Consider the following 25,824-nt stretch of genomic DNA (forward strand, 5'->3'; position numbering starts at 1 on the left):
GATCGCTTCATACCGCAGCTTGCCAGGTCAGGACGGGGTGCGAGACCCGCCGCCGTCGAGATCCAGTCGGATCACGGCCAGCGTCTCGGCCACCTCGGCGGTGAACTCGTCGTCCGGGCCGAACACCATGCACAGGTCCGCGTGCAGCGGCTCCAGGATCTCGAACGCCTCCGCCGCGCGCCCCTGCGCGAGCAGCAGCATGCCGATGTCACGGCGTAGTTCGACGGCCTCCTCGCTCATGTCGCCGTCGACCGAGCGGACGACGGCGAAGACGTCCTGCAGCCCGGCCAGTGCCTCGGTCACCTGGCCGAGTTCACCACGGCAGCGGGCCGCCTGGGCCCGGCTGGCCAGCGCCTCCTCGCTGCTCGGGCCGCTGACGCGCGCGTAAGCGTCGGCGAGCGCCTCGAACTCGGGCAACGCGGCCCGGTGGTCGCCCGCCAGCTGGCGGCTCACCGCCCGCCACGTTCGCAGCCGCAGGACCGCCTTGCTCTCCGAGCCGAGGGCGCGCGCGGCCCGCTCGATCATCTCGTCCACCACCTCGGCGGCCTGCGCGTACCGTTCCTCCTCCATCAGGGCGAGGTAGTGCGCGTGGACCTCGTGGATCTGCTCCCGCAGCGCCTCGCGCTCGGCCGCGGGGACGGCGGACGGCGCGGCGGGCGCGGCGGCGGAGGAGGCGGTCCGCGCGCTCGCAGTACCGGCGCGCGAGCGGGGAGCGTAGGGGCGGCGGAAGATCCCCGTCGGATCCGGCGCCCCAGCCGGCCCCGCTTCCTCCGGTGCGGCCTCGTCGCCGGGCGGCGGCAGGAAGGGCCGCAGCCGCTCGTACACCTCCTGCACGTCCGCCGGACGCGCCTCGGGCGCCTTGCGGAGCAGGCGCAGGACGAGCTCCTCCAACTCCTTCGGTACGTCGGCACGCAGCTGCCGCAGGGGGGTCGGCGTCGCATTGACGTGCTGCGTCATCAGCTGCCACTCGCTGTCCCCGCTGAACAGGGGCCGTCCGCAAAGCAGTTCGTGCAGTACGCAGCCGAGGCCGTAGAGGTCCGTGCGCGGCGTGACCCGTCCGCCGCGCACCTGCTCCGGTGCCATGTACTGGTGCGTCCCGATGGGGCTGCCGGTCGCGGTCAGCTTCGTGACGTCCGTCCGGAGGATGGCCGCGACGCCGAAGTCGAGCACCTTCACCGTGCCGTCCCGGGCGACGAGGATGTTGCTCGGCTTGAGGTCACGGTGCACCACCGGAACGTCGTGCGCGTACGACAGCACGGTCGCGACCTGTGCCGCCACGGCCACCGCCCACCTGACGGGGAGGGCCCCGTCCGGGTGCACGTACGCGGTCAGCGGCACGCCGTCGACCAGCTCCATCACGAGGAACAGCTGCTCGTACGACTCGTCGAGCACCGCGTCGTACACCTGCGGCACACCCGGGTGCTGGATACGTGCGGTGATCCGTGCCTCGCGCCGGAACCGCTTCTCGAACTCCTCCGCCAGGTGCGGGGACGTCACGGCCTGCGGACGGATCAGCTTCACGGCGACCGGCCGGTCAAGTACGGCGTCGTAGCCCCGCCACACGTCTCCCATGCCGCCGTGACCGAACTGCTCCAGCAGTTCGTAGCGGCCCGCGATCCGTCGTACGTCCGGCACCTGGTCCCCGCCCCCGTCGAGTGTCCGAAGTGGTCTTCGATGTGGTGGGGATCAGTTTCTCTGGTGAGCGTTTCATGCGTCCAGCCAGGTGGGGGACTACGCCGACGATTCAGGCGGGGCGGCGGCGCACATGGCGGCGCTGCACTCCGCCCAGACCGTTTTGCCCGGTCCGCCCGTGGCGCGGGGTGAGCAGCCCCAGCGGTCCGCCAGCGTGTCGACGAGGAGCAGACCGCGCCCGCCGTCCGGGGGGCAGTCCTTGGGTGCGGCGGAGGGGATGCGGGGGAGGCGTTCACCTCTTGTGTCGCTGACCTCGATCCGTACGGTCCCCGTGGCTCGGTCGGCGGTGAGGAGGACGTGGAAGTCCCGGCCGGCCACCTGCCCGTGCCGTACGGCGTTGGCGCACAGCTCCGCCACGACGAGCGTGATCGCGTCGTGCGTGTCGCCGCCGTACGGGATGCCCCAGGTGTCGAGCCGGTTGCCGCACAGTCGCCTGGCGAGGCGTGCGCCGCGCGGGGTCGAACTGAAGCGCATCGCGAACTGGTGCACCGTGAACGGTGGTTGTGTTGCGGTCATGCACACACGGTCGCGTCCGGTGGCGTAGCGTGACCAGCGGTGACGCGCTGACGCCGACCTTCCGTACGTGGCGGGCGCGGGCCCTGTACGTGGCGGTACGCGGGGAAGAGGCGGTAGTGCGGTGACCGTGAGGGACGTGGAGACGGGGCAGCGGCAGCAGGGGCCGGAGGACGACCCAGGAATGGGCGTCCTGATCGCGTTCGGACGGCAGTTGAAACTGCTGCGGCTGCGGGCGGGGATGGACCGGGCGGAGTTCGGCAGGCGGGTCGGCTACTCGGCGGACATGGTGGCGTCGATCGAGCAGGGGCGGCGGATCCCGCAGGCCCGCTTCATCGAGAAGGCGGATGAGGTGCTGGGGGCGGGTGGGTTGCTCATCGCGCTGAAGGAGGAGGTGGCTCGGGCTCAGTATCCGGCGTTCTTTCGCGATGCGGCCCGTTTGGAGGCGGAGGCACACGAGTTGTTCCTGTACGCGGTGCAAGCCGTTCCAGGACTGCTCCAGACCGAGGAGTACACACGCTCCTTGCTTGCCATGCGGCGTCCGCTGCTGGACGAGGACACGATTGAGCAGCGAGTCACAGCACGACTGTCGCGCCAGGACGTCTTCAACCGCTGGCCGGCGCCGCTCATGAGCTTCGTCATCGAAGAGGCCGTCCTCCGCAAGCCGTTCGGCGGCAAGTCGGTACTTCGTGGAGTGCTGGAAAGCATCCTGCTGATCGGCCACAAACGCAACGTCGAGATCCAGGTCATGCCGAACGACCGTGAGGACAACGCGGGCGTGGACGGGCCGTTCACCTTGATTACGCCGAGGAAGGGCGACCAGATCGCCTACCTGGAAGTGCAGGGCCGCAGCATCCTGCTCACGGACCAGGACGAGGTACGGTCTATCTCAGCACGCTATGGGATCATCCGAAGCCAGGCTCTCACCCCCCGAGAGTCTCTGGGATTCGTAGAGAAGGTGCTGGGAGAGCTATGAACACCGGCGAGTCGTGGCGCAAGAGCAGCTACAGCGGTGCGGAGGGGGGCGAGTGCGTCGAAGTCGCGGAGACGAGCGGAGCCGTGTGGGTCCGGGACTCCAAGCGACCCATGGATGCCAGGCTGTCCTTCGGGGCGGAGGCGTGGGCCGATTTCGTACGGTTGGCCGCCCGGCACTGAGCTCACGGACGTTGTTGGGGCCCGGTGACGCAATGCGCACCGGGCCCCAACCCTGTCAGATGTCCTCCAGCCCCTCCTCCCGGCGGATCATCCGCCAGGCCGCGCGGCGGGCGCTGCGGTCGAGGTTGGACTTGAAGTCGCGGTCCGTACCGAAGTACCGCTTGCCGAGGGTCTCGATCGTGGAGACATGATCCATCATGTTCTCCTCGAACTTCTTGTCGAAGACGATGCCGAAGTTCTCCTCGTCGTTGACGAGGGCGGCGGCCCGGACCTTGGGGTCGTCCTTCGTGGCGTTGAAGGCCGGGAGGACGTCCTCCTCGGTGAACTCCGTGCCGAACTTGGCGTTGAACTTCTCGATCAGCTCGGACAGCAGCGACTTCTCGGCGTCCTTGGCGCCGCCCACGCCGTCGCCGAAGCCCTTGAGCTCGGCGGGCCCCTCGGAGGAGAGGGACACGTCGTGCTCGCCGGTCTTCTCGACGCGCAGGTGACTCAGATCCACCTCGCCTATGTCGACTCCGCCGTCCGCGAGGCGGGGGAGGCGGTTGAGCAGGTAGCGGCCGTAGAGGTACAGGCGCTCCAGCTCGGGGTCGTGGTACGGGACGATCTGTGCCAGGAAGCCGTACTTGCGGACGTAGTCGTTGAGGTTGGCCCGGAAGTCCTCGGCGGTCTCGACGTCGTCCTCCTCCTCGCTCTGCAGAAGGTGAGTGAAGCGGGTGACGGCGGGGGACAGGAGCCGGTACAGCTCGGCGTGCAGCTTCTCCCACTTGGACTGGGAGCCACCCGCCTTCTCCTGCGCCTCGAAGTACGCGGCGACGAACTCGTCCATGTCCTGCTCCGAGACGACCGGGGCGGACATGACGCGGCTCTGAGCCGTGTAGAGGAGGTTGGGGTCGGACGGCAGGGTGTGCGCCTCCTCGAAGTACGGGCGGAAGGCGTCCTGGATGTCCTCGGCCTCGTTGACGAAGTCCAGGACGGCGAGGTCGGCCTGGGACTTGCGTTCGGCGGTGCGGTTGAGGCGGGAGAGGGTCTGCACGGCGGCGATGCCGGTCAGTGTCTTGTTGACGTACATCGTGGTCAGGAGCGGCTGGTCGAAGCCGGTCTGGTACTTCTCGGCGACGACCAGGATGCGGTACTCCTGCTGGCCCTTGCCGCCGGCCTTCGCGGCCTTGTCGTCGGCTCGGGTGTAGCCGAAGGCCTTCGGCAGCGCGCTCTCCGGCAAGCCGCCGTTCTCCTTGCTCTCGGTGGTCTCCTCGCCGTCGATGGTGAGGGACCCGGAGAAGGCGACCAGGACACCGAGGTCCGGGTACTTCGTGTCGTATTCGCGGTCGGCGAGGTAGCTGCGAATGGCACGGGCCATCTGTACGGCGGAGTGGCGGGAGGCCGTGACCACCATGGCCTTGGCACGTCCGCCGAGCCGGCCGCGGGTGTGGGCGACGAAGTGTTCGACGATCACCTGGGCGTGCTGCGACACCGTGTGCTCGTGCATGAGCGCGAACCGGGCGAGCAGGCTGTTCGCCTTGGAGGGGTCGACCTCCTTCTCGTCGCGGTTGAGGTTCGCGAGCTTCCAGTAGGTGTTGTACGTGACGTAGTTGCGCAGCGGGTCGAGGATGAAGCCTTCTTCGATGGCCTGGCGCATGGAGTAGGTGTGGAAGGGGCGGTGGACGGGCTTGCCGTTCTCGACGCCTTCCGTACCGAAGAGTTCGAGCGTCTTGGCCTTCGGCGTGGCGGTGAAGGCGAAGTAGGAGAGGTTGGCGGCGCGGGAGCGTTCCACCGCCTTCGCCTTCAGCTTGTCGTCCACGGTGACCGTGGTCGCGCCGTCGTCGTCCGAGTCGGCGTCCAGGCCGAGGTCGCGCAGGGCGGACTTCACGGCGGTGGCGGCGTCGCCGGACTGGGAGGAGTGCGCCTCGTCCACGATGATCGCGAAGCGGGTCCCCTTGATCTCGGTGGGGTTGCGCTTGATGTAGTCGAGCAGGGCCGGGAACGAGTGCAGCGTGACCGTGACGATCTTTCCGGTGTCCCGCGAGAGGGCCCGGGCCAGCTGCTCGCTCTTCGCCCCGTGCTTCTCGTCGACCTTCACGACCAGGCCGTCCGTCTGGGAGAAGCTACCGACGGTTTCCCGGAGCTGGGCGTCCAGGTTCCGGCGGTCCGTGATGACGATGACCTTGTCGAAGACGGGCTCGCCGGGCTTGATGCGGTTGGCGGCGCGGGCTTCGGGGTCGAGGGCGTTCGGGTCGGTGTCGGCGTGCAGGTCGCTCAGGCGGTGGCTCAGCCAGCCGATGGTGTTCGACTTGCCGGAGCCTGCGGAGGCCATGATCAGGTAGTTGTGGCCGGCGCCGTGCGTGGCCGCGTGGGCGGTGAGCTTCTTGACCACGTCCCACTGGTGGAAGCGAGGGAAGATCGTGGACTTGGTGGTGCCGCCGCCGGGCGTCTTGTGCTTCTGCTGGTGGACGAAACGCTGGAGGAGGTCGAGCCAGTTGTCCCGCTGCCAGACCTGCTCCCAGAGGTAGGAGGTCGCGTACGTGTCGTGGGCGGTGGGTGCCGGATTGCCGGCTCCGCCGGGCTGACCCGGGCCGTTCGAGCCGGTGTTGAAGGGCAGGAACTGGGTGCTCTTGCCGCGCAGTTGCGTGGTGACGAAGACCAGGTCCGGGTCGACGGCGAAGTTCGCGATGACACGGCGCGTGAAGATGAGCTCGGTCGGGTCGCGGTCGGTCCGGTACTGCTCCTTGGCGTGCTCGACGCCCTGACCGGTGAGCGGGTTCTTCAACTCGGCGGTGGCGACCGGGATGCCGTTGAGGAACAGGGTGAGGTCGAGGCGGTGGCCCCAGTCGGCCTGCTTGGTGGCGTAGGGGAGTTCGCGGACGACGGTGAGGCGGTTGGCCCGGTAACCGTCGAGGACGGAGTCGGCGGAGACGAGGTTGGGCTTGAAGTAGGCGACCCGGATACGGACACCGCGGTCCTTCACGCCGTTGCGGAGGACGTGGAGCAGGCCGTCCTCGGCGATGGCCCGGTCGAGACGTTGCGCGAAACCGCGCTGGGCTTCGTCGGGGTCGCCGCCGTAGACGGTGAGCAGTTCGTTCCACTCGTCGGGCTGGGTCTCGCCGATGAAGGTGCGGAGCTCGTCGGTGTCGAGCCCAAGGTCGGCCTGGTAGTCCTCGGCGTTCGCCTCCCGCCAACCGCGCTCGCACAGGGCGGCAACGATGGCGGATCCGAAGGAGGACTCGTCGTGCACGGGACTCATACGGCGACTCCTTCGGTTATGTTGCGGCCGCCGGCGGTGGATACGTCGAACTGACCGGTAACGGCGGCGGTGATCAGAGCTTGGCGGCGCTCGGCGGCGATCGCTGCGGAACGTTCGATTACTTCCCGCAGGGGGCGTACGTCGGCAATCCACTCCCCGATCTCGTACTGCTCGTCAGTCGGTACGACGGGAACGGGAATGCGGCCGAAGAGATCCCAGTTTCGGAAGTCAACTGCGCGTTCGCGCGTGCTTGTTGCGAAGTTTCCCAGGTACCCTTGAAGAGCCAGAACGCGGAGCAGCCTCCCCAGGAATCGAGGATCTCCGGAATTGCTGGGAACGCACACATGGTACACAGGACTGCAGTTTCCGTCCGCTTCTGCTGTCCCAATGGCTCCGGCGAATCCGTCCAGCCCGTGTACGACGACGTCGTTGACCCTGACGTGCTGACCTTGTGGCTGAGTGGAGGCTGAAAGTGTGTACCCGTCAGCGCGTCGGGCCGTTCGGTCGGTGACCTGGCCGTCACGGTAGGCGGTGATGACACCTGCGCCTGGTACGGCGGGCCGCACTACCTTGTTCAGCATTCTCCGAAGAGGGAGCGTAGGGCCGCCGCTCTCCGGGCGTACCAGACGGCTGGCGCCCACGTGTTGCAGTACGCGACTGTCGATGCGTTCGTTCAGCAGGGTGATGAGACGGCGCTTGGTGGTGACAAGATTATCGATTCTGTCGATTTCTGTATCCAGATAGTCGGCGATTCTGCGTTGCTGGTCAGGCGGGGGAAACGGGATGCGCAGGTCGCGAACTTGGCCTTCATTGACGTACGGCAGTACGCCGCCGGCCGCGATCTCCCCCAGGTCGATCGTCGACAGAGCGTAAAGCCAGAAGCGCGGTTCCCCCACCATGGGAACAGCAGCCATCAGGTTGTTGTCCATGGCTGCGGGACGTCCGAGGATACGACGATGGTTCTTCAGCATCGCGGCGCCCACCTTCGGGAAAACGATGGACCCCGCAGGTGCCAGGCGAGCACCAAGTGACGACAAGTCTCCGTGACTGACCCAGTTCTGCGCCGTGAGTACGGGTCGTCCGAAGCTCCCAGAAACGAGATCGGAGACCTTGAGGAAGGGGAAGGTCCCCGAGTCCTTCCCCTGGTACTCGTGGGGGAACCCGACACCACTGATCAGGCGGGCTGCACGCCCAACCTTCATGTCAGGCCAGAAAGTCACTTGGTGACCTCCCTCAGCAGGTTCTGAATCTCCGCCTCCAGCGCCTTCAGCTCCGCATCGATCTCCCTCAAGGGGCGCGGCGGCTGATAGACGTAGAAATGTCGAGTCACTGGGATCTCGTACCCGACCTTCGTCTTGCTGTGGTCGATCCACGCGTCCGGCACATGCGGGTGAACCTCCCGCGCCAGGTACTCCTCGACGTCCTCACCCAACGGCACGTTCTCGTAGTCCCGAAGCTCGGCGTCGGGCTCCGGCTCGCCCTTGACGAGCTGCACCTCGCCCTCCGGGTCCCGCACCCCGATCACGTCCCGCAGCGCCTTGTTGAACGGCGCCCCCGTGGGCCACGTCCCGCCGGCCTGCACCACCGCGTCCTTCAACGCGAGCCAGGCCTCCTGCTTGGTACCCCAGCTCGCGCCCATCAGGGACTTGAAGGCGTCTGCCAGAGGCGAAGCCTGCGGAAGCTTCTGAATCGCCTTGGACGCCTCCAGCGCCGCCAACGCCTCCTCCGTGACCTCGAACCGCAGCTTCAGCGGACGCTCGACCGTGATCCGCTGGTACCCGAAGTCCTCGTTCCAGAAGACCTTCACCTTGCTGTGCAGCGGGTGCTCCGGATCGCCCGCCACGGCCAGGGCCTCGCCGTACAGCTTGACCACCGCGGCGATGTGCTCCTGGCCCAGCTCCTTGCGCTTGTCGCCGAGCGACTTCCGCATCTTCTGCCACTGGTCGCGGGCGTCCAGCAGTACGACCTTGCCCTTGTGGTCCGGGCTCTTGCGGTTGGTCAGGATCCAGAAGTACGTCGAGATGCCGGTGTTGTAGAACAGCTGGTCCGGCAGGGCGACGATGCCCTCCAGCCAGTCGTTCTCCAGGATCCAGCGGCGGATCTCGGACTCGCCCGAGCCGGCCGCGCCCGTGAACAGGGGCGAGCCGTTGAAGACGATCGCGATGCGCGAACCGCCCCCGCCGTTCACGTCCACCGGCTTCATCTTCGAGATCATGTGCTGGAGGAACAGCAGCGACCCGTCGTTGATGCGCGGCAGCCCCGCCCCGAAGCGGCCGGCCTCACCCAGCGACCTGTGCTCGTGCTCGACCTCCTCCTTGACCTTCTTCCACTCCACGCCGAACGGCGGGTTGGCCAGCATGTAGTCGAAGGTCTTGCGGGCGTGCCCGTCGTCGGAGAAGGAGTTGCCGAAGGCGATGTTCTCCGGGTCCTGGCCCTTGATCATGAGGTCGGACCGGCAGATCGCCCACGACTCCGGGTTGAGCTCCTGCCCGTACACCTCCACCGTGGCGTCCGGGTTCAGCTCCGTGATGAGGTCGTCCATCGCGGAGAGCATGCCGCCGGTGCCGCAGGCCGGGTCCAGGACCGTACGCACCACACCCGGCAGGTGCAGCCCGTCGCCGTCCGGAGCGACCAGCAACCGCACCATCAGCCGGATCACCTCACGCGGAGTGAAGTGCTCACCGGCCGTCTCGTTCGACTGCTCCGCGAAGCGGCGGATCAGCTCCTCGAAGATGTAGCCCATGTTGTGGTTGGGCACGATCTCGGGCCGCAGGTCCAGGTCCGTGAACTTGCCGATGACCTTGTAGAGGAGCCCCGCGCTGTCCAGCCGCTTGATCTGCTGGGCGAACTCGAACCGGTCCAGCACGCCCCGCGCGTTGTCCGAGAACGCCCCCACGTAAACCTGGAGGTTCTTCGCCGCGTTCTGCGGGTCCGCCGCGATCTTCTTCAGCGTGAGACGGGACTTGTTGTAGAAGGAGTGGCCGGAGGCCCGGCGCAGGAAGCGGTCCGGGTCGATCCCGCTGTCCTTGTGCTGCTCCGCCACCTCCGCGGCCTTCTCGCGGGTCGGCTCCAGCACGCACTCGAGACGCCGCAGCACCGTGAACGGCAGGATGACCTTGCCGTAGTCGGACTGCTTGTAGTCCCCCCGCAGGAGGTCGGCGACGGACCACGCATGGTTCGCCAACTCCGTGTGCTTACTGCTGTTCAACTGGATCCCCGGATCCCTTCCGAAACGTCCCAAACCCCACCATCCCGGTCAGTTCACCAGCCGGGACGGTCCGCCAATTGTGGTCCATGTGTGAAGGCTCGCGTACCTAACGGGGTGAAACGCCACCCCGGCCGCCACCCGACCCCATCTCCCGTGACGGGAGTAGCTGGCCTCCCGTGAGGCCCCCCGACAGCAGCCGGGCCGTCTCCTCCGCCAGCCGCGTCGCCCGCTGCGCCTCCGCCCGCAGCGCGTGCACCCGCCGGAACGCCTCCCCGTACCGCCGCTGCTCCTCCAGCGGCAGCAGCGGTACGCGCAGCCGGCCCGGGGCGACCGTGAGGACCGTGCTGCCCGTGGACGCGGCCGCGATGTTGTCCTCCGCGCCCAGGAACCCGGCGAGGAACCACGGGTCCAGACGTGCCTGGTCCGGCCGGAAGAGGTGGACGTGGTGACCGAGCAGCGCGCCGGCCTCCACCTCGCCCGCCACCCGGGCCATCGGCCCGCCGCCGCTCGCGACCGCCCGCACGAGCACGTCCCCGACGGCGATCACGGGAGCCGCGTCGGTGCGCAGCTGCGTCGGGTCCCCTGTCGGGCCCGACCCGCTTGCGATGTCCGCGCCGGTGAGGACGGGGCGGTCCGCCGGGCCTTCGCCGCCGGACTCCGCGTGTCCCCGTGATCCCTCCGGGTTCGTACGCAGCAGCGTCAGCGCACCACCCCGAGCAAGGTCCGACGCCGTCGCCGTACGCCACTGCCGGACCGAAGCGCCCGCCGCGCTCCAGTCGTCGTAACCCGCGGCCCTGCCGAGGGACTTGGCGGCTTTCGCGAGGTCCTGGCGGGTCGCGTCGACTTCGGCCGACAGCTGACCCGGGTCCACCTCGGCCCGCGAGGCGCGTACGAGGCGTGCCGGAGCCAGGTCCACCACGTCGTCCAGGAGGTCGACCACTCCCACTGCCCGAGAGGTCCCGGGCTCGCCCTCGAACGCGTCCGGGTCGCTGGTGAACGCCTCCCACGCGCCAAGGACCTGTCTGGTGATCCGGTCCCAGTCCAGCGTGGTGGAGCGAGACCCGGTCCGAGTGCGCGTGCCCGCCGCCCTGCCCCGTGCGGATTCCGTCTCCGCTTCCGCTGCGTCGACGAAGAGCACCGACTTGCGCTCCGGACCGCCCGGTTCGGGCCGCTGCAGGACCCAGATCTGGAGTCCGATGTGCAGCGGCACCGCGGCGCCGGCCGGCAGCGCTATCACCGCGCGCAGCGCGCCGCTGCGTACCAGCTCCGCCCGTACGCGGCGCCCCGAGGCGCGGCCCGCCGTGGCGGGAGGCAGGAGCAGGGCCGCGAAGCCGCCGGGCGTCACATGGGCGAGGGCGTGCTGCACCCAGGCCAGTTCGGACTCGGCGCGGGCCGGAACGCCGTACGCCCAGCGGGGGTCGTACGCCAGCTCGTCGTGGCCCCAGTCCCGGACGCCGTACGGCGGGTTGCTCAGCACCGCGTCCGCGACGAGGTCGGGGAAGGCGTCCGCGCGGAGGCTGTCGCCGGCGCGCACGGTGACCGTGGCGTCCGGTGCCGTCAGCATCAGACTCATCGCGCTCCGCTGGGCCTGTACGGGCAGCACGTCCTGGCCGTACAGCTCGCGCGCACCTCGACGGGCGGCGGCCGCCAGCAGGGAGCCGCTGCCGCAGGCCGGGTCCAGGACGCGGTCCGGGGTGCCGGGGATCAGGCGCGCGAGAAGATCCGCGAGCGCGGTCGGCGTTCGGTAGGCCCCGCTCGCCGCGCTGTCCTCCAGCTCCCGCTCCGCGAGTACGCGCAGGGCGGCTTGGCCGCCCTCCTCTCGTACACACGCGTACAGCGCACGCAGTACCTCCGCGTCGGCCGCCTGGAAGCGGACGGCGTCCACGTCCGGTACGGCTTCGGCGACGGCGGCCGCGTCGCGTTCGGCGCGAGCGGTCAGGTCCGCGTCCGGCAGCCGGGCGGCGGCGGTCAGCTCATCGGGTGTGCGGCCGGCTGCCGCGAGGACGAGGAGCAACAGGTCCGCCGTGCCGCCGCTGGTCGGCGCGTGCAGGCGGAGAGTCGTCCGAAGCTCCTCCGAGGGGGTGGCCGCGGAGGCGTGGCCGCGTGAGGAGAGCCATTCGCGCACGGCCTGGAGGTCGTACAGCGGGCTGGTCTCCGTACCGCCCGAGGGTGCGGGGAAGTCGTCGTGCCGACGGCGCCAGTTGCTGACGGTGGCGCGCGTGACGCCCGCGATGCGGGAGATCTCGGCGGCGGTCACCTGGGCGGATGGCTGGGGCATGACGGACGTCCTGGGCCTCTGGGTGGGGGACACGGTAACAACCTAGGGCACTCGTCAAATCTGTCAACGTGTTTGACGACGCTTTCAGCATTGTGCTTGTCTGGCGTTGCTTCCGGGTGGGGAACGCGTATCCACTACTCGATACCCACATGGGGGAGAACCGCTTGACCGAGACGGACGAGCCCGAACTGACCGTGTACCGCCGCCACCTGGCGCGGCTGCTGCATCGCGACGATCGGGAGAACTTCGGGGCCCTGCTTGTTCAGGCCCGCCACATCACCACGACGTCCTACGAGACCACCCTCTACGACCACCAGCAGACCTTTCGCCTCCTGTGGCGTCATCTGCAGCGCAGCGGCTACCTGGACCACGCCCATCGCGAGGTCCGGGCGCGTCTCGCCTCTGGTCAGGCTTCGCCCGACGAGCGCGCCGACCTGGAGCTGTTCCTCACGGTCCACGCGCAGGTCCGCCCCGGTGCGTGACTGCGCCCTGCGGGCTGACCGCCCTGAAGGCCAGCCTGAACAACGAGCCCCTCCCGCGCCGCTGAACAGGACGTGCGTACCGCACGTATCACCCACCCGTGGGAGGATCCCTCACCATGAGTGCGTCCCCGGCGGTGAGAGGTCTGCGTGCCGCGGTGTTCGCCGCGGTGTGCGTGCTGCTCGCCGCCGCCGGGCACGGGCTGGCCATGGGCGCCTTGCCGCCGTTGTGGGCCGACGCCGCCGGGTTCGCCGCCGTACTCGCGCTCGGCTGGGTGCTCGGCGCACAGGAGCGGTCGTCGGCCGGTGTCGGCATCGCCATGCTGCTCACCCAGGCCGGGCTGCACCTCGGCTTCGACGCCGCTCACCCGGCCACCGGGCGCGCGGCCATGCTCGGCCACACCATGGCCGCGAGGCACGCCCACGCGGCGGCCATGAGTGACGTACACACGACCGTGCACCCGCACCTCACCGCCCACGCCACGGCCGCCCACCTCCTCGCCGCGCTGGCCGCCTCCTGGTGGCTGGGGCGGGGCGAGGCCGCGCTGTGGTCGTTACTGCGCCGGGCCGGAGCGCTCATTCCCGGCCTCCTCGCCTGGTGGCGCGACACCTCGCTGCCCGCCCCCGCCGGTCGCGTCCCGCGCGTCCCGGGCACCCTCGAACCACCCCGGCTGACCCTGCTGCGGCACGCGGTCAGCAGACGCGGACCCCCGACCCCGATCCCGTACTCGCTCTGACCCTGAACAACACGTCATCCGTACGGAGATCGACTCACCCATGTCCATGTCCGCATCACATCTCACCGCGCGCCGCGCCGGCACCGTCGCCGCCCTCGCCGCCACGACCGTCCTGCTCGCCGCCGGTGCCGCCGCCGCGCATGTCACCGTCCATTCCGACAACAACGCCAAGGGAGCCACCGACGGCGTGCTGACCTTCCGCGTCCCCAACGAGGAGGACAGGGCCTTCACCACCAAGGTGCAGGTCTTCCTGCCCACCGACCACCCCGTGCTCGGCGTGCTCGTGCACCCGCAGGACGGCTGGACCGCCAAGGTCACCACCACCAGGCTCAAGACGCCCGTCAAGACCGACGACGGCACCATCACCGAGGCCGCCTCCGAGATCACCTTCAGCGGCGGGAAGATCGGCGCAGGGCAGTACGAGGACTTCAGCGTCGCCTTCGGTCAGCTTCCGGACGACACCGGGCAGTTGGTTTTCAAGACCCTGCAGACCTACTCCGACGGCAAGGTCGCGCGCTGGATCGAGGAGCCGACCGGCGGAGACGAGCCGGAGAACCCGGCGCCGGTGCTGAAGCTGACGGCCGGTGACGCGAGCGGCGCTCCGGCGTCCGCCAAGACCGCCACCGCTGCCACCGGTGCCAAGGCCGCCGACGCGAGCGACTCCACGGCCCGCGGGCTCGGCGTCGCCGGACTGGTCGTCGGTGTCCTCGGCCTCGCGGCCGCCGCGTTCGCGCTCGTACGGAGCCGGAGCGCGCGGTCGTAACCAGCCAGAACACGAGGAAGGGCCCGGACCGGCAACCGGTCCGGGCCCTTCCCGATGCCAGGGGCCGTCGCTCAGCGCCCCACCAGCTCCAACACCTTCCCCCCGGCCGCCGCCTCCACGGAGATGCGCGAGGTGCGCCACAGCCACCGCACGTCCCGGCCGAAGGACCACAGCAGTGAGCCCAAGGCGACGAGTACGACCGCGAGGTTCGCCAGGTGGGGCAGGAGCTCGGCGCCGGCCAGGAGCAGGGCGATGCCCTGGACCGCGGCGACGGTCTTACGGGCGAGGGACGGCGGCAGCGGGGCGTTCAGCCAGGGGGCGATCCGGGCCGCGGCGACGAAGGCGTAGCGCATGCCGCCGATCAGCAGCACCCACGGGCCGAGTTGCGTGGACACGTACACGCTCAGGACCAGGATCAGGAACGCGTCGACCTCCATGTCGAAGCGCGCGCCCAGCGCGGTCGACGTCCCGGTGCGGCGGGCCACCTTGCCGTCGACGCCGTCCAGGAGCAGGGCGACCGCGGTCAGGCCCACCAGCAGAGTGACCGGCGGCGCGCTCTCGAAGGAGTCGGCGACCAGGGCGGTCACTCCGCCCACCAGGGTCGCCCGGCCGAGCGTGACACGGTTGGCGGGGCCGAAGGACCGCAGGCAGGAGCGGTGCAGAGCGCGTGCCAGCACCGCCCAGGTGGCGAACGCGAACGCCAGCCCCGTCAGCCAGCCGACCGGCCCCATGCCTATCGCCGTTCCGAGCAGGGCCAGCAGCAGGAGCTGTATGCCCGCTCCCACCGCCGTCTCCTGCTGGGGCCTGGCGTCATACGTGTTGTTCAGGGCCACCGCACACCCTCCGGCCGAGTGACAGAGTCGATCAACGCCGCGTACTGTGCGCGGCCTGTGCACTTCTCGGTACGTGAACAACTTCCCTACTGTTCAGGAGGATGCCGATGAACCGCTCGGCCCGCGCGTTCTGGCTGCGCTCACCGGGCCACGGCGAGCTGCGCGACATCACCCTCGCGGAGCCCGCCGAGGACGAGGTCGTGGTGCGCGCCCTGTACTCCGGGGTGAGCCGTGGCACGGAGACGCTCGTGTTCCGTGGAGCGGTGCCGGAGAGCCAACACGCGGCGATGCGGGCGCCGTTCCAGGAGGGCGAATTCCCGGGCCCGGTGAAGTACGGCTACCTCAGCGTCGGCGAGGTGGAGGAGGGGCCGGCCGAGTTGATCGGGCGTACGGTCTTCTGCCTGTATCCGCACCAGAGCCGTTACGCCGTTCCGGTGAACGCCGTGACCGTCGTGCCGGAGGGGGTGCCCGCCGAGCGGGCCGTGCTCGCGGGGACCGTGGAGACCGCCGTGAACGCGCTGTGGGACGCGGCGCCGCTGATCGGCGACCGGATCGCGGTGGTCGGCGGCGGCATGGTCGGCTGCTCGGTGGCCGCCCTGCTGGCCCGCTTCCCCGGCGTGCGGCTGCAGCTCGTCGACGCCGACCCGGAACGCGCCAGGACCGCCGAGGCGCTGGGCGTGGACTTCGCGACGCCCGACGGCGCCCTCGGCGACTGCGACCTCGTCGTGCACGCCAGCGCCACCGAGGCCGGCCTCACCCGCGCGCTGCAACTCCTCGCCGCCGAGGGTACGGTGGTGGAACTGAGCTGGTACGGCGACCGGCGCGTCGCGCTGCCGCTCGGCGAGGCCTTCCACTCCCGTCGGCTCACCGTGCGCAGCAGCCAGGTCGGCACCGTCTCCCCGGCCGCCCGCGCCGGCCGCGGTTACGCCGAACGGATGGCGCTCGCCCTCGACCTGCTCACCGACCCGGCGCTGGACGCGCTCATCACCGGGGAGAGCGCTTTTGAACAACTCCCGGACGTCATGCCGAGGCTCGCCTCGGGCGAGATCCCCGCTCTGTGCCACCGGATCCGGTACGCCGAGACGGGCCTGACCTGAGAAAAGAGTGAGAGAGGGCTGAACACGGGGAACCGAAGAGCCGTACTACACGGCATCCCCCGGCGGGTAAGGACAGGGGGGCCAGACGCGTCGTACCTGGAGGGTCGTCCGTTGTTCAGCATCACCGTCCGCGATCACATCATGATCGCCCACAGCTTCCGCGGCGAGGTGTTCGGGCCCGCACAGCGACTGCACGGCGCCACGTTCCTGGTGGACGCCACCTTCCGCCGCGAGCAGCTGGACGAGGACAACATCGTGGTCGACATCGGCCTGGCCACACAGGAACTGCGCCTCATCACCGCCGAGCTGAACTACCGCAACCTCGACGACGAACCCGACTTCGCCGGCGTCAACACCTCCACGGAGTTCCTCGCCAAGGTCATCGCCGACCGGCTCGCCGAACGCGTCCACAAGGGCGCCCTCGGCGAGGGCGCGAAAGGCCTTGCGGGCATCTCCGTCACCCTGCACGAGTCGCACATCGCCTGGGCCAGTTACGAGCGTGGCCTGTGACCGGGGCGACCACGGAGCGGTCACGGCTCTCCTACGTCCCGGCGCAGCTCACCGCCGTTGCCGTCGAGAAGGCCGGAATCATCCCCATGTCCCTGCGCACTGTGCACTTCGTCCTGCCGGGCGGCATCGACGACCCGGCCGCGCCCAGCGGCGGCAACGCCTACGACCGCCGGGTCTGCCTGGACCTGCCCGGCTTCGGCTGGCAGGTCACCCGGCACACCGCGCCCGGCACTTGGCCGCGCCCCGACCAGGGCGCCCGCGACCACCTCGCCCGCACCCTGAAGGACCTGCCGGACGACGCGGTGGTGCTGCTGGACGGGATCGTCGCCTGCGGCGTCCCGGAGATCGTCACCCCGCACGCCGACCGGCTCCGCCTCGCCGTGCTCGTCCACCTCCCGCTCGGCGACGAGACGGGCCTCGCCCCGGCCGTCGCCGCCGACCTCGACGCCCGCGAACGCGCCGTGCTGCGTGCCGCGCCCGCCGTCATCGCCACCAGTGACTGGGCGGTACGGCGGCTCGTCTCCCATCACGGACTCGCCCCCGAACGGGTGCATGTCGCCGCGCCCGGCGCCGACATCGCGCCCCTGGCACCCGGCACCGACGGCGTCTCCCGGCTGCTGTGCGTGGCCGCCGTCACCCCGCGCAAGGGCCAGCACCGGCTCGTGGCGGCCCTCGCGGCGGTACGGGACCTGCCGTGGACCTGCGAGCTGGTCGGCGGACTCGGCCACGACCGCGCGTACGTCGCACAGTTGCGCGAAACCATCGCCAAGTACGGTCTCGCGGACCGGCTGCACCTGACCGGCCCGCGCTCCGGCGCGGACCTCGACGCCAGTTACGCCGCCGCCGACCTGATGGTCCTCACCTCCTACGCCGAGACCTACGGCATGGCGGTCACCGAGGCCCTGGCCCGCGGCATCCCGGTGCTCGCCACCGACGTGGGCGGACTGCCGGAGGCCGTCGGCCGGGCCCCCGACGGCGGCGTACCCGGCATCCTCGTCCCACCGGAGGACCCCGCCGCACTCGCCGCCGAACTGCGCGGCTGGTTCGGCGAGCCCGACGTACGCCGCCGGCTCAAGTCCGCCGCCCGCGGCCGCCGCGCCGCGCTCGACGGCTGGGCCACCACCGCCCGCAGCCTGGCCGGAGTCCTCGCACGGCTGCCCGAAGCTCCGAGGAGGGCGGCATGACCGCGCAGGAGACCACGACGAACGCCATGGCGTCGATCCCGGCCCAGGCCGGACCGAAGGAGGTGGGGCCGGTGCGGAGGGCCGAGGGCGAGGGCAACCCGGCGCGCGAGGCCGGCCACGAGGAGGCCGGCGTCCCGGCCGGCGTGGCGTCGGACGCGTCCGGTACGGGGGAGGGGGGCGGCGCCGGTGCGGCGGACGCCAACGGGGCCCCGGGCCGAGAGGCGTTGTCCGGGGGGCGCCCTGTGCCGCGGGGAACGGCGGCGGGTGGTGCGGGGGCCGGATCCGGGAGGGACGCTGTGGCCACGGGGACGGCAGCGGACGGTGTAGGGGCTCTGGGTCGAGACGCCGGGGCCGGGGCTGGGACGGACCGGGGGTCTCAGAGGGCAGCGGGCGGTGCCGGGCAGTTCGACGGTGCCGCCGAACACGGGGAACGTGGCGCGGACGTCTCGGTCGTCGCCGGGGCCGGGCCCGTCGGCCGGCCCGGTGAACGGGCCACCGTACGGCTGCGGCACGGCGAATCCGAGGAACCGCCCCGGTACGCGCCCGAATGGCTCAGGCTGCGGGAAGGGGCCGACGCGGTCGCCCGCGCACAGGACCTGCTGGACCCCTTGCGGATCCGGCTGGCGAACCTGCCGGGCCGCACCGGCGCGTTCGCCGTGCACGACCTGGGCTGCGGCACCGGCTCCATGAGCCGCTGGCTCGCGCCCCGCCTGGACGGCGCCCAGCACTGGGTCCTGCACGACCGCGACCCCTACCTGTTGCACTTCGCCGCCGTGGGCTCGCCGCGCTCCGCCGCCGACGGCAGCAGCGTCACCGTCGAGACCCGGCGCGGCGACGTCGCCCGGTTGACGCCGGACGCGCTGGCCGGGGCCGCGCTGGTCACCGCCTCCGCGCTGCTCGACGTGCTCACCCGCGAGGAGATCGTCACCCTCGTCGACGCCTGCGCCGGGGCCGGCTGCCCCGCGCTGCTCACCCTGTCGGTCGCCGGGCGCGTCGAACTCACCCCCGCCGACCCACTGGACGCGGAGATCGCCGAGGCGTTCAACGCCCATCAGCGGCGCGCCGGGCTGCTCGGCCCGGACGCGGTCACGGTGGCCTGCGAGGCGTTCGCCGCGCGCGGGGCCGCCGTACGCGTGCACCCGAGCCCTTGGCGACTCGGCCCCGAGGAGTCGTCGCTGACCGAACAGTGGCTGCGCGGCTGGGTGGGTGCGGCCGTGGAACAACGGCCCGAACTGCACGAGAGCGCCGAGCGGTATCTGCGGGACCGGCTCGCCGCCTGCGCGGCCGGTGAGCTGCGGGTGGTGGTCCACCACAGTGACCTGCTGGCCCTGCCCCGGCCGACGGGCGGCGCGTCATGAACTCGCGGTCGGTGACGCCCTCCGGCACGGCGCACGCACGCGTGCACGATCCGGAGTGGGGTCACGCGCGTGGGCAGGACGGCGGTCCGGCCGATGCGTGCGTGTACGGTGCCGGCGCCCTTCACGCGCGCGTGCCGGGTGGGGGCAGGGCGCAGGCTGCCCGCGGGACCCGAACCGGGACCGGGACGGGGATTCCGGAACGGCCGTCCCCGCACCCGGAGTCGCCGTCGTCCTCGCCCTCCGAACCGCCGGCCGCCGAATCCACCCCCGAGCCCTCGCAACCCCCGCAGGCCCCCGCCCCCCGGCGCCCCCGCTTCCGCGCGCTGCGGACGCACTTCGGCACCGCCGCCGGTGCGGTCATCCTCGGGGCCCTGTTGTGGCGGCTGGGTACGGGCGTGCTCGTCGACGGACTGCGGCGGATCGACGCCGTGACGGTGCTGGCCGCGCTGGGCATCGGCGTGGTGACCACCGTGCTCAGTGCCTGGCGCTGGCAGTTGGTGGCCCGAGGTCTGCGCATCCGGCTCCCGCTGGGCCCCGCCGTCGCCGACTACTACCGGGCGCTGTTCCTGAACGCCGCGCTGCCGGGCGGGATCCTCGGCGATGTGCACCGGGCGGTCCGGCACGGACAGAGCGCAGGCGATCTGCGGCGCGGGGTGAAGGCCGTGGTACTGGAACGCGTCGCCGGGCAGATCGCGCTGGCCGTGCTCGCCGCTGCGGTGCTGCCGACGCTGCCGTCCCCGGTGCGCGCCGAGGCCCGCGACTTCGCCCCGCTGGTCGCCCTGGGGTTGGCCGGCGCCCTCGCCGTCGCCCTGGCCGTGCGGATGAACCGCGCGTCCGCCCGCCGGGCCGGTGGTCTGCGCACCGCCCTCGGCGAGGCGCGCCAGGGCCTGTTCTCCCGCCGGGGCGGGCCGGGCATCGCGCTGTCCTCGGCCGTTGTCCTGGCCGGGCACGTGGCGATGTTCGTCGTGGCGGCCCGGGTCGCCGGCTCCGCCGCCTCCGTCGTGCAGCTGGTGCCGCTCGCGGTCCTCGCCCTGGTCGCCATGGGGCTGCCGCTGAACGTCGGCGGTTTCGGGCCCCGCGAGGGCGTCACCGCCTGGGCGTTCGGCGCGGCGGGGCTCGGCGCGAGCACCGGAGTCGCCGTCGCCGTCGTGTACGGCGTGCTGAGCTTCGTGGCGAGCCTGCCCGGTGCCGTCGTCCTCGCCGTGCGCTGGTACGCCGGCCTGCGCGCCGACCCCGCCACGGCGGACCAGGTCACGACGGACCCTGCCAAGACGGACCCCGCCGACACGGACCAGGCCGCACCCGAACCGACGGACCACGCCCCGGTCTCCGCGCCGGACGGTCCGCGGCCCGCGCAGCACCCCGCGCCCGCGCACGACCCTGCGTCCGGACAGGAGACCGCGCCCGGACAGCACACTGCGCCCCCGAGGAACTACCCGCGCCCCGCCCCGGACGTGAGCAATGCGAAATATGACGCGAAGGACTCCGCCAGGCTCGCCAGCAGTTCCTTCCCCTTTTCCGCCGAACCCAGGGAAGGACGGCCGATGACGCCCGATTCGGTATAGGCGGACATTCCCACGGTGAGCAGCTGACGGCGGTCGTCAGCGGTGAAATCGGCGGACTCGTAACCAGGGCGGACGAATTCGGGATGAGCATGCAGCAGAATCGAGGTCTCGATTTCCCCCGCGTGCATGTCGGTGAGCAGCGAGGTGCGGACCCCCGCCCGTTCCCGCGCCGACTCCCAGTCCTCGGCGGCCGGGAACAACGCCATCCGCTCACCGCGCGCGGAGGCCTCCTGTACGACGTTGCCCAGAACGTAGTTGCCGCCGTGCCCATTGACCACGACGAGCGTGTCGACACCCGAGCGGCGCAGCGACGCCGCGATGTCCGAGACCACCGCATGGAGGGTCACGGCGGAGATGCTGACGGTCCCCGGCCAGTCCGCGTGCTCGTGCGAGCAGGAGACCGTCACCGGAGGAAGGAGGTGCACCGGGTACGCGGCGGCGATCTCCCGCGCCACGGCGCAGGCGACGAGCGTGTCGGTCGCCAGCGGAAGGAACGGACCGTGCTGTTCGAAACTGCCCACGGGAAGGACGGCGACCTGTGCTGAAACGCCCGCCCCCCGCGTCCGTACCGTTTCGGTGGTGTCCGTCGGCAGCACGCCGTACGCCACGCCGTTTGTCTCCCCACCTGCCGCCGCACGCGCGCCCGAACCACTCATCATTTCACGGCCTTTCGTCTCTGCTTAGGAATCAGATCATGACAGAAAACTCCGGCGTCAACATGGGCGTACTCGGCAAGAAGTCCCCGCGGCGTTCGGGCGCGGAACGCATCGTGAATGCACCGCTGCCCACCGTGTACGGGAAATTCCAGGCGATCGGCTACCTGGACCACGACCGCGGTGAGGAACAAGTGGCCCTGGTGTACGGGGACATCGGCACCGAGAACGTGCTGACCCGGCTGCACTCCGAATGCCTGACCGGGGACGCGTTCGGCTCCCGGCACTGCGAGTGCGGCGACCAGCTGGCGTCCGCGCTGCGTGCCGTCGTCGCCGAAGGCAGCGGGATCGTCGTCTACTTGAGGGGCCACGAGGGCCGCGGCATCGGACTGCTCGCCAAGCTGCGCGCGATGGCCCTGCAGGCGGAGGGCCTGGACACGGTGGAGGCGAACCTCGCGCTCGGCCTGCCCGTCGACGCCCGCGACTACGGCATCGCGGCTCAGATCCTGCACGACCTCGGGGTGCGCTCGGTCCGTCTGATGTCGAACAACCCGCGCAAGCGGGAGGCGCTGGTCCGGCACGGCATCCAGGTCGCCGAGCAGGTGCCGCTGCTGATCGAGCCGTGCGAGAGCAACATCACGTATCTGCGCACCAAGCGGGAGCGGCTGGACCACATCCTGCCCCATCTGGACGCCGTCGCCCACGGCTCCTGAAGCCGGCCGCTGCGGCGTCCGCCGCCTCCCCCACGGGCGGTGGGCGCCCCGCGGTCAGTCCGTCAGCGCCTCGTGCACCAGCCGCCGCAGCTCCGGGAAGATCTTCAGCGTCTTCGGGCGTACCTGCGTCATGAACTGGACCGTCAACTCATGGGCCGGATCGACCCAGAAGGCGGTCGTGGCGGCGCCGGTCCAGCCGTACGTGCCGAGGCTGGAGGGGGCCAGGGTGCGGGACGGGTCGGTCACCACCGAGACGTTGAAGCCGAAGCCGAGCCCGTCGTTGCCGGGCTCCTGGTGGGCGGGGGCGCCGAAGGAGCGCAACGTCGCGCCGCCGGCCAGCTGGTTGCGGGTCATCATGCCGACGCCGTCCGCGGACAGCAGCCGTACGCCGTCCAGTTCGCCGCCCCGGCGCAGCATCTCCATGAACCGATGGAAGTCGTACGCCGACGAGACCAGGCCGCCGCTGCCGGACAGGAACCTCGGCCGGCCGTGCACCGGCAGCCCCGGCACCGGCTCGATGCCGCCTTCTTCGGTCTCCCCGTACAACTCGGCGAGTCTGACCGCCTGTTCGGGCTCGATGTGGAAGCCGGTGTCGGTCATGCCGAGCGGGCGCAGGATCCGCTCGGCGAAGAACGCGTCCAGCGGCTGCCCGGACACCACCTCCACGACCCGGCCCAGCACGTTCGAAGCGACCGAGTAGTTCCACTGCGTGCCCGGGTCGAACTGCAACGGCATCCGCGCGTACACCTCCACCGTCTCCGGCAGATCGGCACCCGGCGGCACCGAGTACTCCAGGCCGGACTCCCGGTAGAGCGCGTCGACGGGGTGCTTGTAGTAGAAACCGAAGGTCAGGCCGGCGGTGTGGGTGAGCAGATGCCGGATCAGGATCGGGCCGGCGGCCGGGCGGGTGCGCATCTCGGCGCCCGAACCGCCGTCGTACACACGAGGGTTGGCGAACACCGGCAGATGACGTTCCAGCGGGTCGTCCAGGGACAGCCTGCCCTCCTCCACCAGCAGCAGCACCGCGACCGCGGTGACCGGCTTGGTCATGGAGTAGATCCGCCACAGCGTGTCCGCCTCGACCGGCAGCCCGGCCGCGACATCGCGCCGGCCGTACGCGGTGAGGTGGGCGACCCGGCCGCCACGCGAGAGGGCCACCAGAAAGCCGGGCAGCCGCCCCTCGTCGACGTAGCGCGCGACCTGCCGGTCCAGGCGCTCCAGCGCCTTGACGTCCAGCCCCGCCTCGCCCGGGTCGACTTCCTGCCGCAGCCGTGCCATCGCTGTCCTCCCGTCGCCTGCAACGCGATGCACCCGGCTGCCCGCCGGGACGCACCCGGTCCTCATCGTCGCCCAGGAACACCACCATGGACCCGTTCATCAGCGGTGTTTGTGATCGACGCGACGCCATCGGTCCCGAGCCGTGGTCCGTCGCCGTCGGCCCCCGGCAGCGCACGGGTCAAGGGCACGCCGAGCGCCGCGACGCAGGCGAGAGTGAGCAGGGCGGTCGCGGTCCCGGAGCCCATGAGCGCGGTCGCCGTGGCCACTCCGATGGCCGGGCCGACGTTCAGCGCCGTCTGCTGCAGCCCGCCGGCGACTCCGGCCACCGCCACCTCCGCCCGTCGTACGACCACCTGGGTGGCCGCCACCATCACCGTCCCGAAGCCCGCGCCCAGCAGGGCGAACGCACAGCCGAGCGCAGGCGTGGAGCCGGCTTCGGACAGCACGAGGACACCGAGGGCAAGGAGCGCCGTCGCCCCCGCCGTCGTACCGCGCGCCCCGAACCGGCGCAGCAGCAGCGGGCACAGCGCGGCGGACGCCACCATCAGCACCGCGAGCGGCAGACTGCACAGGGAGCTGTCCAACGGGTCGAGGCCCAGGCGGCGTTGCAGCACATAGGTGGCGACGAAGAGGGTGCCGAACACGGCCGCGGACACGACCACCAGCACGCCGAGCGCCGCCCCGACCGCCCGCGAGCCGATGACCGCGGGTGGCAGCAGCGGGCTCGCCGTGCGCCGTTCGTGCCGCACGAGGACGGCGGCGGTGACCGCGGCGACGGCGAGTCCCGCCCCGGAGGCGGGCCGCGCGGTCAGCGAGTGCACCAGACAGCAGAGGGTCACCGCGAGCAGCACGGCACCCGGCACGTCCAGCGGAGTCCCGGAGCCCGCGGCGGGCCGCTGCGGTCGCAGCAGCGCCGGCAGGCCGAAGACGAGCGCGGGCAGCACATTGACGAAGAACACCGCCCGCCAGCCCAGACCGGTCACCAGCGCCCCGCCCACCAGCGGGCCCGCTGCCGCCGCCAGCCCGATCGCGGCGGTACGCACCGCGAGGGGCTGCGCGAGCCGGTCCGGCGGGTACGCGGCCCGCAGCATGCCCAGCGTGGCCGGCTGCAGCAGCGCCCCGAACACCCCCTGCACCGCCCGCAGTCCGATCACCCACCCCACGCCGGGCGCGCCACCGATCGCCGCCGACGCCGCCCCGAACCCCAGCATGCCGAGCGCGAACAGCCGCTGCTGCCCGTACCGGTCACCGAGCCGCCCCGCGAACACCAGCAGACTGGCCACGGCGACGAGGTACGCGGTGCTGGTCCACTGCACCTCGGCGTACGACGCCCCCAACTCCCCTTGCAGACGGGGCTGCGCGACCGTCAGGACCGTACCGTCCAGCGCCACGACCACCGCACCCGCCACACTGCTCGCCAGCGTCCACCGCCGGTTCACCGGCCGTCCTCCGGGCCCAGATGGGCCAGCAGCACCGCATCGAGCAGGGGCCCGAAGTCGTCCTCAGCGATGGCGAGTTGGAGACTGCGCCAGCGCCACAGCTGGGCGATCCCGTGCAGATTGGCCCACAGGGCGCCCGCGACCCGCCGGGCATCGGCCCCGGGCCGGACCTCGCCGACGCGCCCGGCGAGCACGCGGAACAGGGGAAGGCTCGTCTCCCGCAGTCCCAGATGTCCGCTCTCCAGCAGGTCGTGACGGAACATCAGCTCATACATGCCGGGGTTGGCGAGCGCGAACTCCAGATACGTCCGCGCCAGCGCCGCCACCTGTGTGCGCGGGCCGGCGGAGCCGGGTGCGGGCGTCACGCGCACCCGCTCGGCCAGGTCGGCGAAGCCCCGGCGCGCGATGGCCGACAGCAGCTCAAGGTGGGTGGGGAAGTGGCGGCGCGGGGCCCCGTGCGAGACGCCGGCGCGCCGGGCGATCTCCCGCAGGGTCAGCGCCTGCAGCCCCTCGACGGCCAGCAGCTCCACGCCGACGTCGACCAGACGCTCCCGCAACCCCATGTCGGACTCAGTCATGGGCAGTGTCTACCAGGTGCACGTAGACACTGTCTACCGATGGGTCGATCGCGGGAATGCGGGGACCCCTCCGGTGAGTTGACCCTGCCATGAGCGAAGACTCCACCCCGGCCCCCACGCAGGACGCGCTGCTCGAACTGCTCGCCGAAGGCGACGCCGGCGTCCTGGTCACCCTCAAGCGCGACGGCCGCCCCCAGCTGTCCAACGTCAACCACGCCTACTACCCCGACGAGCGCGTCATCCGGATCTCCGTCACCGACGACCGCGCGAAGACCCGCAATCTGCGCCGCGACCCGCGCGCCTCCTACCACGTCACCAGCGCCGACCGCTGGGCGTTCACCGTCGCCGAGGGCACGGCGGAACTCTCCCCGGTCGCCCGGGACCCGCACGACGACACCGTCGAGGAACTGATCCGCCTCTACCGGGACGTGCAGGGCGAACACCCGGACTGGGACGACTACCGGGCGGCGATGGTCCGCGACCGCCGACTGGTGGTGCGGCTGCACGTCGACCGGGCGTACGGTGTCCCGAAGCGCTGACCCGCCCGGTTCCC

General features: G+C 71.2%; 22 protein-coding genes and 1 pseudogene. 12 read left to right on the forward strand and 11 right to left on the reverse strand.

Annotated features, from left to right (window positions below):
• Positions 1 to 27: 27 nt before the first annotated feature.
• Positions 28 to 1,572, reverse strand: a complete 1,545-nt coding sequence (locus ACZ418_RS09005) for a serine/threonine-protein kinase (RefSeq protein WP_468360734.1) — start codon at positions 1,570 to 1,572, stop codon at positions 28 to 30.
• A 159-nt stretch (positions 1,573 to 1,731) separates the two neighbouring features.
• On the reverse strand, positions 1,732 to 2,208 hold the full coding sequence (locus ACZ418_RS09010) for an ATP-binding protein (protein ID WP_468359245.1): 477 nt from the start codon (positions 2,206 to 2,208) through the stop codon (positions 1,732 to 1,734).
• A gap of 181 nt (positions 2,209 to 2,389) precedes the next feature.
• Between ACZ418_RS09010 and ACZ418_RS09015 the strand changes: the two genes are divergently transcribed.
• Both ACZ418_RS09015 and ACZ418_RS09020 read left to right on the forward strand, forming a co-directional pair.
• Positions 2,390 to 3,181 (forward strand): helix-turn-helix domain-containing protein, encoded by a 792-nt coding sequence (locus tag ACZ418_RS09015; RefSeq protein ID WP_468360737.1) that lies wholly within the window; start codon positions 2,390 to 2,392, stop codon positions 3,179 to 3,181.
• On the forward strand, positions 3,178 to 3,360 hold the full coding sequence (locus ACZ418_RS09020) for a DUF397 domain-containing protein (protein WP_468359248.1): 183 nt from the start codon (positions 3,178 to 3,180) through the stop codon (positions 3,358 to 3,360). The genes ACZ418_RS09015 and ACZ418_RS09020 overlap by 4 nt, the downstream gene beginning before the upstream one ends.
• 55 nt (positions 3,361 to 3,415) lie before the next feature.
• Here the strand turns inward: ACZ418_RS09020 and ACZ418_RS09025 are convergent, their stop codons facing one another.
• The 4 genes from ACZ418_RS09025 to ACZ418_RS09040 all read right to left on the reverse strand — a co-directional run bounded on the left by ACZ418_RS09025 (position 3,416) and on the right by ACZ418_RS09040 (position 12,084).
• A complete protein-coding gene (locus ACZ418_RS09025; protein WP_468359251.1) occupies positions 3,416 to 6,598 on the reverse strand; it encodes a type I restriction endonuclease subunit R in 3,183 nt (1,060 codons plus the stop codon).
• Complete coding sequence (locus tag ACZ418_RS09030) at positions 6,595 to 7,569, reverse strand: restriction endonuclease subunit S (protein ID WP_468359254.1); 975 nt, start codon at positions 7,567 to 7,569, stop codon at positions 6,595 to 6,597. The genes ACZ418_RS09025 and ACZ418_RS09030 overlap by 4 nt, the downstream gene beginning before the upstream one ends.
• Positions 7,570 to 7,814: 245 nt before the next feature.
• Positions 7,815 to 9,806 (reverse strand): type I restriction-modification system subunit M, encoded by a 1,992-nt coding sequence (locus ACZ418_RS09035; protein ID WP_468359257.1) that lies wholly within the window; start codon positions 9,804 to 9,806, stop codon positions 7,815 to 7,817.
• A 106-nt stretch (positions 9,807 to 9,912) separates the two neighbouring features.
• Positions 9,913 to 12,084: an N-6 DNA methylase gene (locus ACZ418_RS09040; protein WP_468359260.1), complete on the reverse strand. Its 2,172-nt coding sequence runs from the start codon at positions 12,082 to 12,084 to the stop codon at positions 9,913 to 9,915.
• A 164-nt stretch (positions 12,085 to 12,248) separates the two neighbouring features.
• Here ACZ418_RS09040 and ACZ418_RS09045 point away from each other — a divergent pair, with 164 nt between their 5' ends.
• The 3 genes from ACZ418_RS09045 (at position 12,249) to ACZ418_RS09055 (ending at position 14,063) form a co-directional block, all read left to right on the forward strand.
• A complete protein-coding gene (locus ACZ418_RS09045) occupies positions 12,249 to 12,566 on the forward strand; it encodes a hypothetical protein (protein ID WP_468359263.1) in 318 nt (105 codons plus the stop codon).
• Between the two features lie 116 nt (positions 12,567 to 12,682).
• Positions 12,683 to 13,300 carry a hypothetical protein gene (locus ACZ418_RS09050; protein WP_468359266.1) on the forward strand — a complete coding sequence of 206 codons (618 nt, stop codon included), beginning with the start codon at positions 12,683 to 12,685 and terminating at the stop codon, positions 13,298 to 13,300.
• A 46-nt stretch (positions 13,301 to 13,346) separates the two neighbouring features.
• The gene (locus tag ACZ418_RS09055) at positions 13,347 to 14,063 is read left to right on the forward strand and encodes a YcnI family copper-binding membrane protein (protein WP_468359269.1); all 717 of its coding nucleotides are present in this window, start codon (positions 13,347 to 13,349) and stop codon (positions 14,061 to 14,063) included.
• 71 nt (positions 14,064 to 14,134) lie between these two features.
• On the opposite strand, the gene ACZ418_RS09060 is transcribed toward ACZ418_RS09055, so the two are convergent.
• Complete coding sequence (locus ACZ418_RS09060; protein ID WP_468359272.1) at positions 14,135 to 14,896, reverse strand: CDP-alcohol phosphatidyltransferase family protein; 762 nt, start codon at positions 14,894 to 14,896, stop codon at positions 14,135 to 14,137.
• A gap of 107 nt (positions 14,897 to 15,003) precedes the next feature.
• Between ACZ418_RS09060 and ACZ418_RS09065 the strand changes: the two genes are divergently transcribed.
• From ACZ418_RS09065 to ACZ418_RS09085, 5 genes and pseudogenes are all read left to right on the forward strand, one after another.
• Positions 15,004 to 15,993: a zinc-dependent alcohol dehydrogenase gene (locus ACZ418_RS09065; RefSeq protein ID WP_468359275.1), complete on the forward strand. Its 990-nt coding sequence runs from the start codon at positions 15,004 to 15,006 to the stop codon at positions 15,991 to 15,993.
• Between the two features lie 111 nt (positions 15,994 to 16,104).
• Positions 16,105 to 16,503, forward strand: a complete 399-nt coding sequence (locus ACZ418_RS09070) for a 6-pyruvoyl trahydropterin synthase family protein (RefSeq protein ID WP_388627085.1) — start codon at positions 16,105 to 16,107, stop codon at positions 16,501 to 16,503.
• Positions 16,500 to 17,687 (forward strand): glycosyltransferase family 4 protein, encoded by a 1,188-nt coding sequence (locus tag ACZ418_RS09075; RefSeq protein ID WP_468359279.1) that lies wholly within the window; start codon positions 16,500 to 16,502, stop codon positions 17,685 to 17,687. The genes ACZ418_RS09070 and ACZ418_RS09075 overlap by 4 nt, the downstream gene beginning before the upstream one ends.
• Before the next feature lie 332 nt (positions 17,688 to 18,019).
• Positions 18,020 to 19,045, forward strand: coding sequence for a class I SAM-dependent methyltransferase (locus tag ACZ418_RS09080; protein ID WP_468360740.1), 1,026 nt, complete (start codon positions 18,020 to 18,022; stop codon positions 19,043 to 19,045).
• A pseudogene (locus tag ACZ418_RS09085) lies at positions 19,042 to 20,172 on the forward strand (lysylphosphatidylglycerol synthase transmembrane domain-containing protein); the annotation flags it as partial. The gene ACZ418_RS09080 and the pseudogene ACZ418_RS09085, both read left to right, overlap by 4 nt.
• A 305-nt stretch (positions 20,173 to 20,477) precedes the next feature.
• Here ACZ418_RS09085 and ACZ418_RS09090 read toward each other — a convergent pair.
• The gene (locus ACZ418_RS09090) at positions 20,478 to 21,266 is read right to left on the reverse strand and encodes a creatininase family protein (protein WP_468360741.1); all 789 of its coding nucleotides are present in this window, start codon (positions 21,264 to 21,266) and stop codon (positions 20,478 to 20,480) included.
• Between the two features lie 38 nt (positions 21,267 to 21,304).
• Here ACZ418_RS09090 and ribA point away from each other — a divergent pair, with 38 nt between their 5' ends.
• On the forward strand, positions 21,305 to 21,976 hold the full coding sequence (ribA, locus tag ACZ418_RS09095) for a GTP cyclohydrolase II (RefSeq protein ID WP_468359282.1): 672 nt from the start codon (positions 21,305 to 21,307) through the stop codon (positions 21,974 to 21,976).
• Positions 21,977 to 22,030: 54 nt separating this feature from the next.
• Here the strand turns inward: ribA and ACZ418_RS09100 are convergent, their stop codons facing one another.
• From ACZ418_RS09100 to ACZ418_RS09110, 3 genes are all read right to left on the reverse strand, one after another.
• On the reverse strand, positions 22,031 to 23,254 hold the full coding sequence (locus ACZ418_RS09100) for a serine hydrolase domain-containing protein (protein WP_468359285.1): 1,224 nt from the start codon (positions 23,252 to 23,254) through the stop codon (positions 22,031 to 22,033).
• Positions 23,255 to 23,316: 62 nt separating this feature from the next.
• Positions 23,317 to 24,693 carry an MFS transporter gene (locus ACZ418_RS09105; RefSeq protein WP_468359288.1) on the reverse strand — a complete coding sequence of 459 codons (1,377 nt, stop codon included), beginning with the start codon at positions 24,691 to 24,693 and terminating at the stop codon, positions 23,317 to 23,319.
• A complete protein-coding gene (locus ACZ418_RS09110; protein WP_468359291.1) occupies positions 24,690 to 25,271 on the reverse strand; it encodes a TetR/AcrR family transcriptional regulator in 582 nt (193 codons plus the stop codon). Before ACZ418_RS09110 ends, ACZ418_RS09105 begins: the two co-directional genes overlap by 4 nt.
• An 89-nt stretch (positions 25,272 to 25,360) precedes the next feature.
• On the opposite strand from ACZ418_RS09110, the gene ACZ418_RS09115 reads away from it, so the two are divergent.
• The gene (locus ACZ418_RS09115) at positions 25,361 to 25,810 is read left to right on the forward strand and encodes a PPOX class F420-dependent oxidoreductase (RefSeq protein ID WP_468359294.1); all 450 of its coding nucleotides are present in this window, start codon (positions 25,361 to 25,363) and stop codon (positions 25,808 to 25,810) included.
• Positions 25,811 to 25,824: the final 14 nt, after the last annotated feature.

The organism is Streptomyces sp. NPDC030820 (assembly GCF_055572075.1).

Coding starts and splice junctions, on each gene's coding strand:
- ACZ418_RS09110 (WP_468359291.1), bottom strand. CDS start 25,271: ATGACTGAGTCCGACATGGGGTTGCGGGAGCGTCTGGTCGACGTCGGC.
- ACZ418_RS09050 (WP_468359266.1), top strand. CDS start 12,683: ATGAGTGCGTCCCCGGCGGTGAGAGGTCTGCGTGCCGCGGTGTTCGCC.
- ACZ418_RS09055 (WP_468359269.1), top strand. CDS start 13,347: ATGTCCGCATCACATCTCACCGCGCGCCGCGCCGGCACCGTCGCCGCC.
- ACZ418_RS09100 (WP_468359285.1), bottom strand. CDS start 23,254: ATGGCACGGCTGCGGCAGGAAGTCGACCCGGGCGAGGCGGGGCTGGAC.
- ACZ418_RS09090 (WP_468360741.1), bottom strand. CDS start 21,266: ATGAGTGGTTCGGGCGCGCGTGCGGCGGCAGGTGGGGAGACAAACGGC.
- ACZ418_RS09065 (WP_468359275.1), top strand. CDS start 15,004: ATGAACCGCTCGGCCCGCGCGTTCTGGCTGCGCTCACCGGGCCACGGC.
- ACZ418_RS09025 (WP_468359251.1), bottom strand. CDS start 6,598: ATGAGTCCCGTGCACGACGAGTCCTCCTTCGGATCCGCCATCGTTGCC.
- ACZ418_RS09015 (WP_468360737.1), top strand. CDS start 2,390: ATGGGCGTCCTGATCGCGTTCGGACGGCAGTTGAAACTGCTGCGGCTG.
- ribA (WP_468359282.1), top strand. CDS start 21,305: ATGACAGAAAACTCCGGCGTCAACATGGGCGTACTCGGCAAGAAGTCC.
- ACZ418_RS09020 (WP_468359248.1), top strand. CDS start 3,178: ATGAACACCGGCGAGTCGTGGCGCAAGAGCAGCTACAGCGGTGCGGAG.
- ACZ418_RS09010 (WP_468359245.1), bottom strand. CDS start 2,208: ATGACCGCAACACAACCACCGTTCACGGTGCACCAGTTCGCGATGCGC.
- ACZ418_RS09005 (WP_468360734.1), bottom strand. CDS start 1,572: ATGGGAGACGTGTGGCGGGGCTACGACGCCGTACTTGACCGGCCGGTC.
- ACZ418_RS09030 (WP_468359254.1), bottom strand. CDS start 7,569: ATGCTGAAGAACCATCGTCGTATCCTCGGACGTCCCGCAGCCATGGAC.
- ACZ418_RS09040 (WP_468359260.1), bottom strand. CDS start 12,084: ATGCCCCAGCCATCCGCCCAGGTGACCGCCGCCGAGATCTCCCGCATC.
- ACZ418_RS09115 (WP_468359294.1), top strand. CDS start 25,361: ATGAGCGAAGACTCCACCCCGGCCCCCACGCAGGACGCGCTGCTCGAA.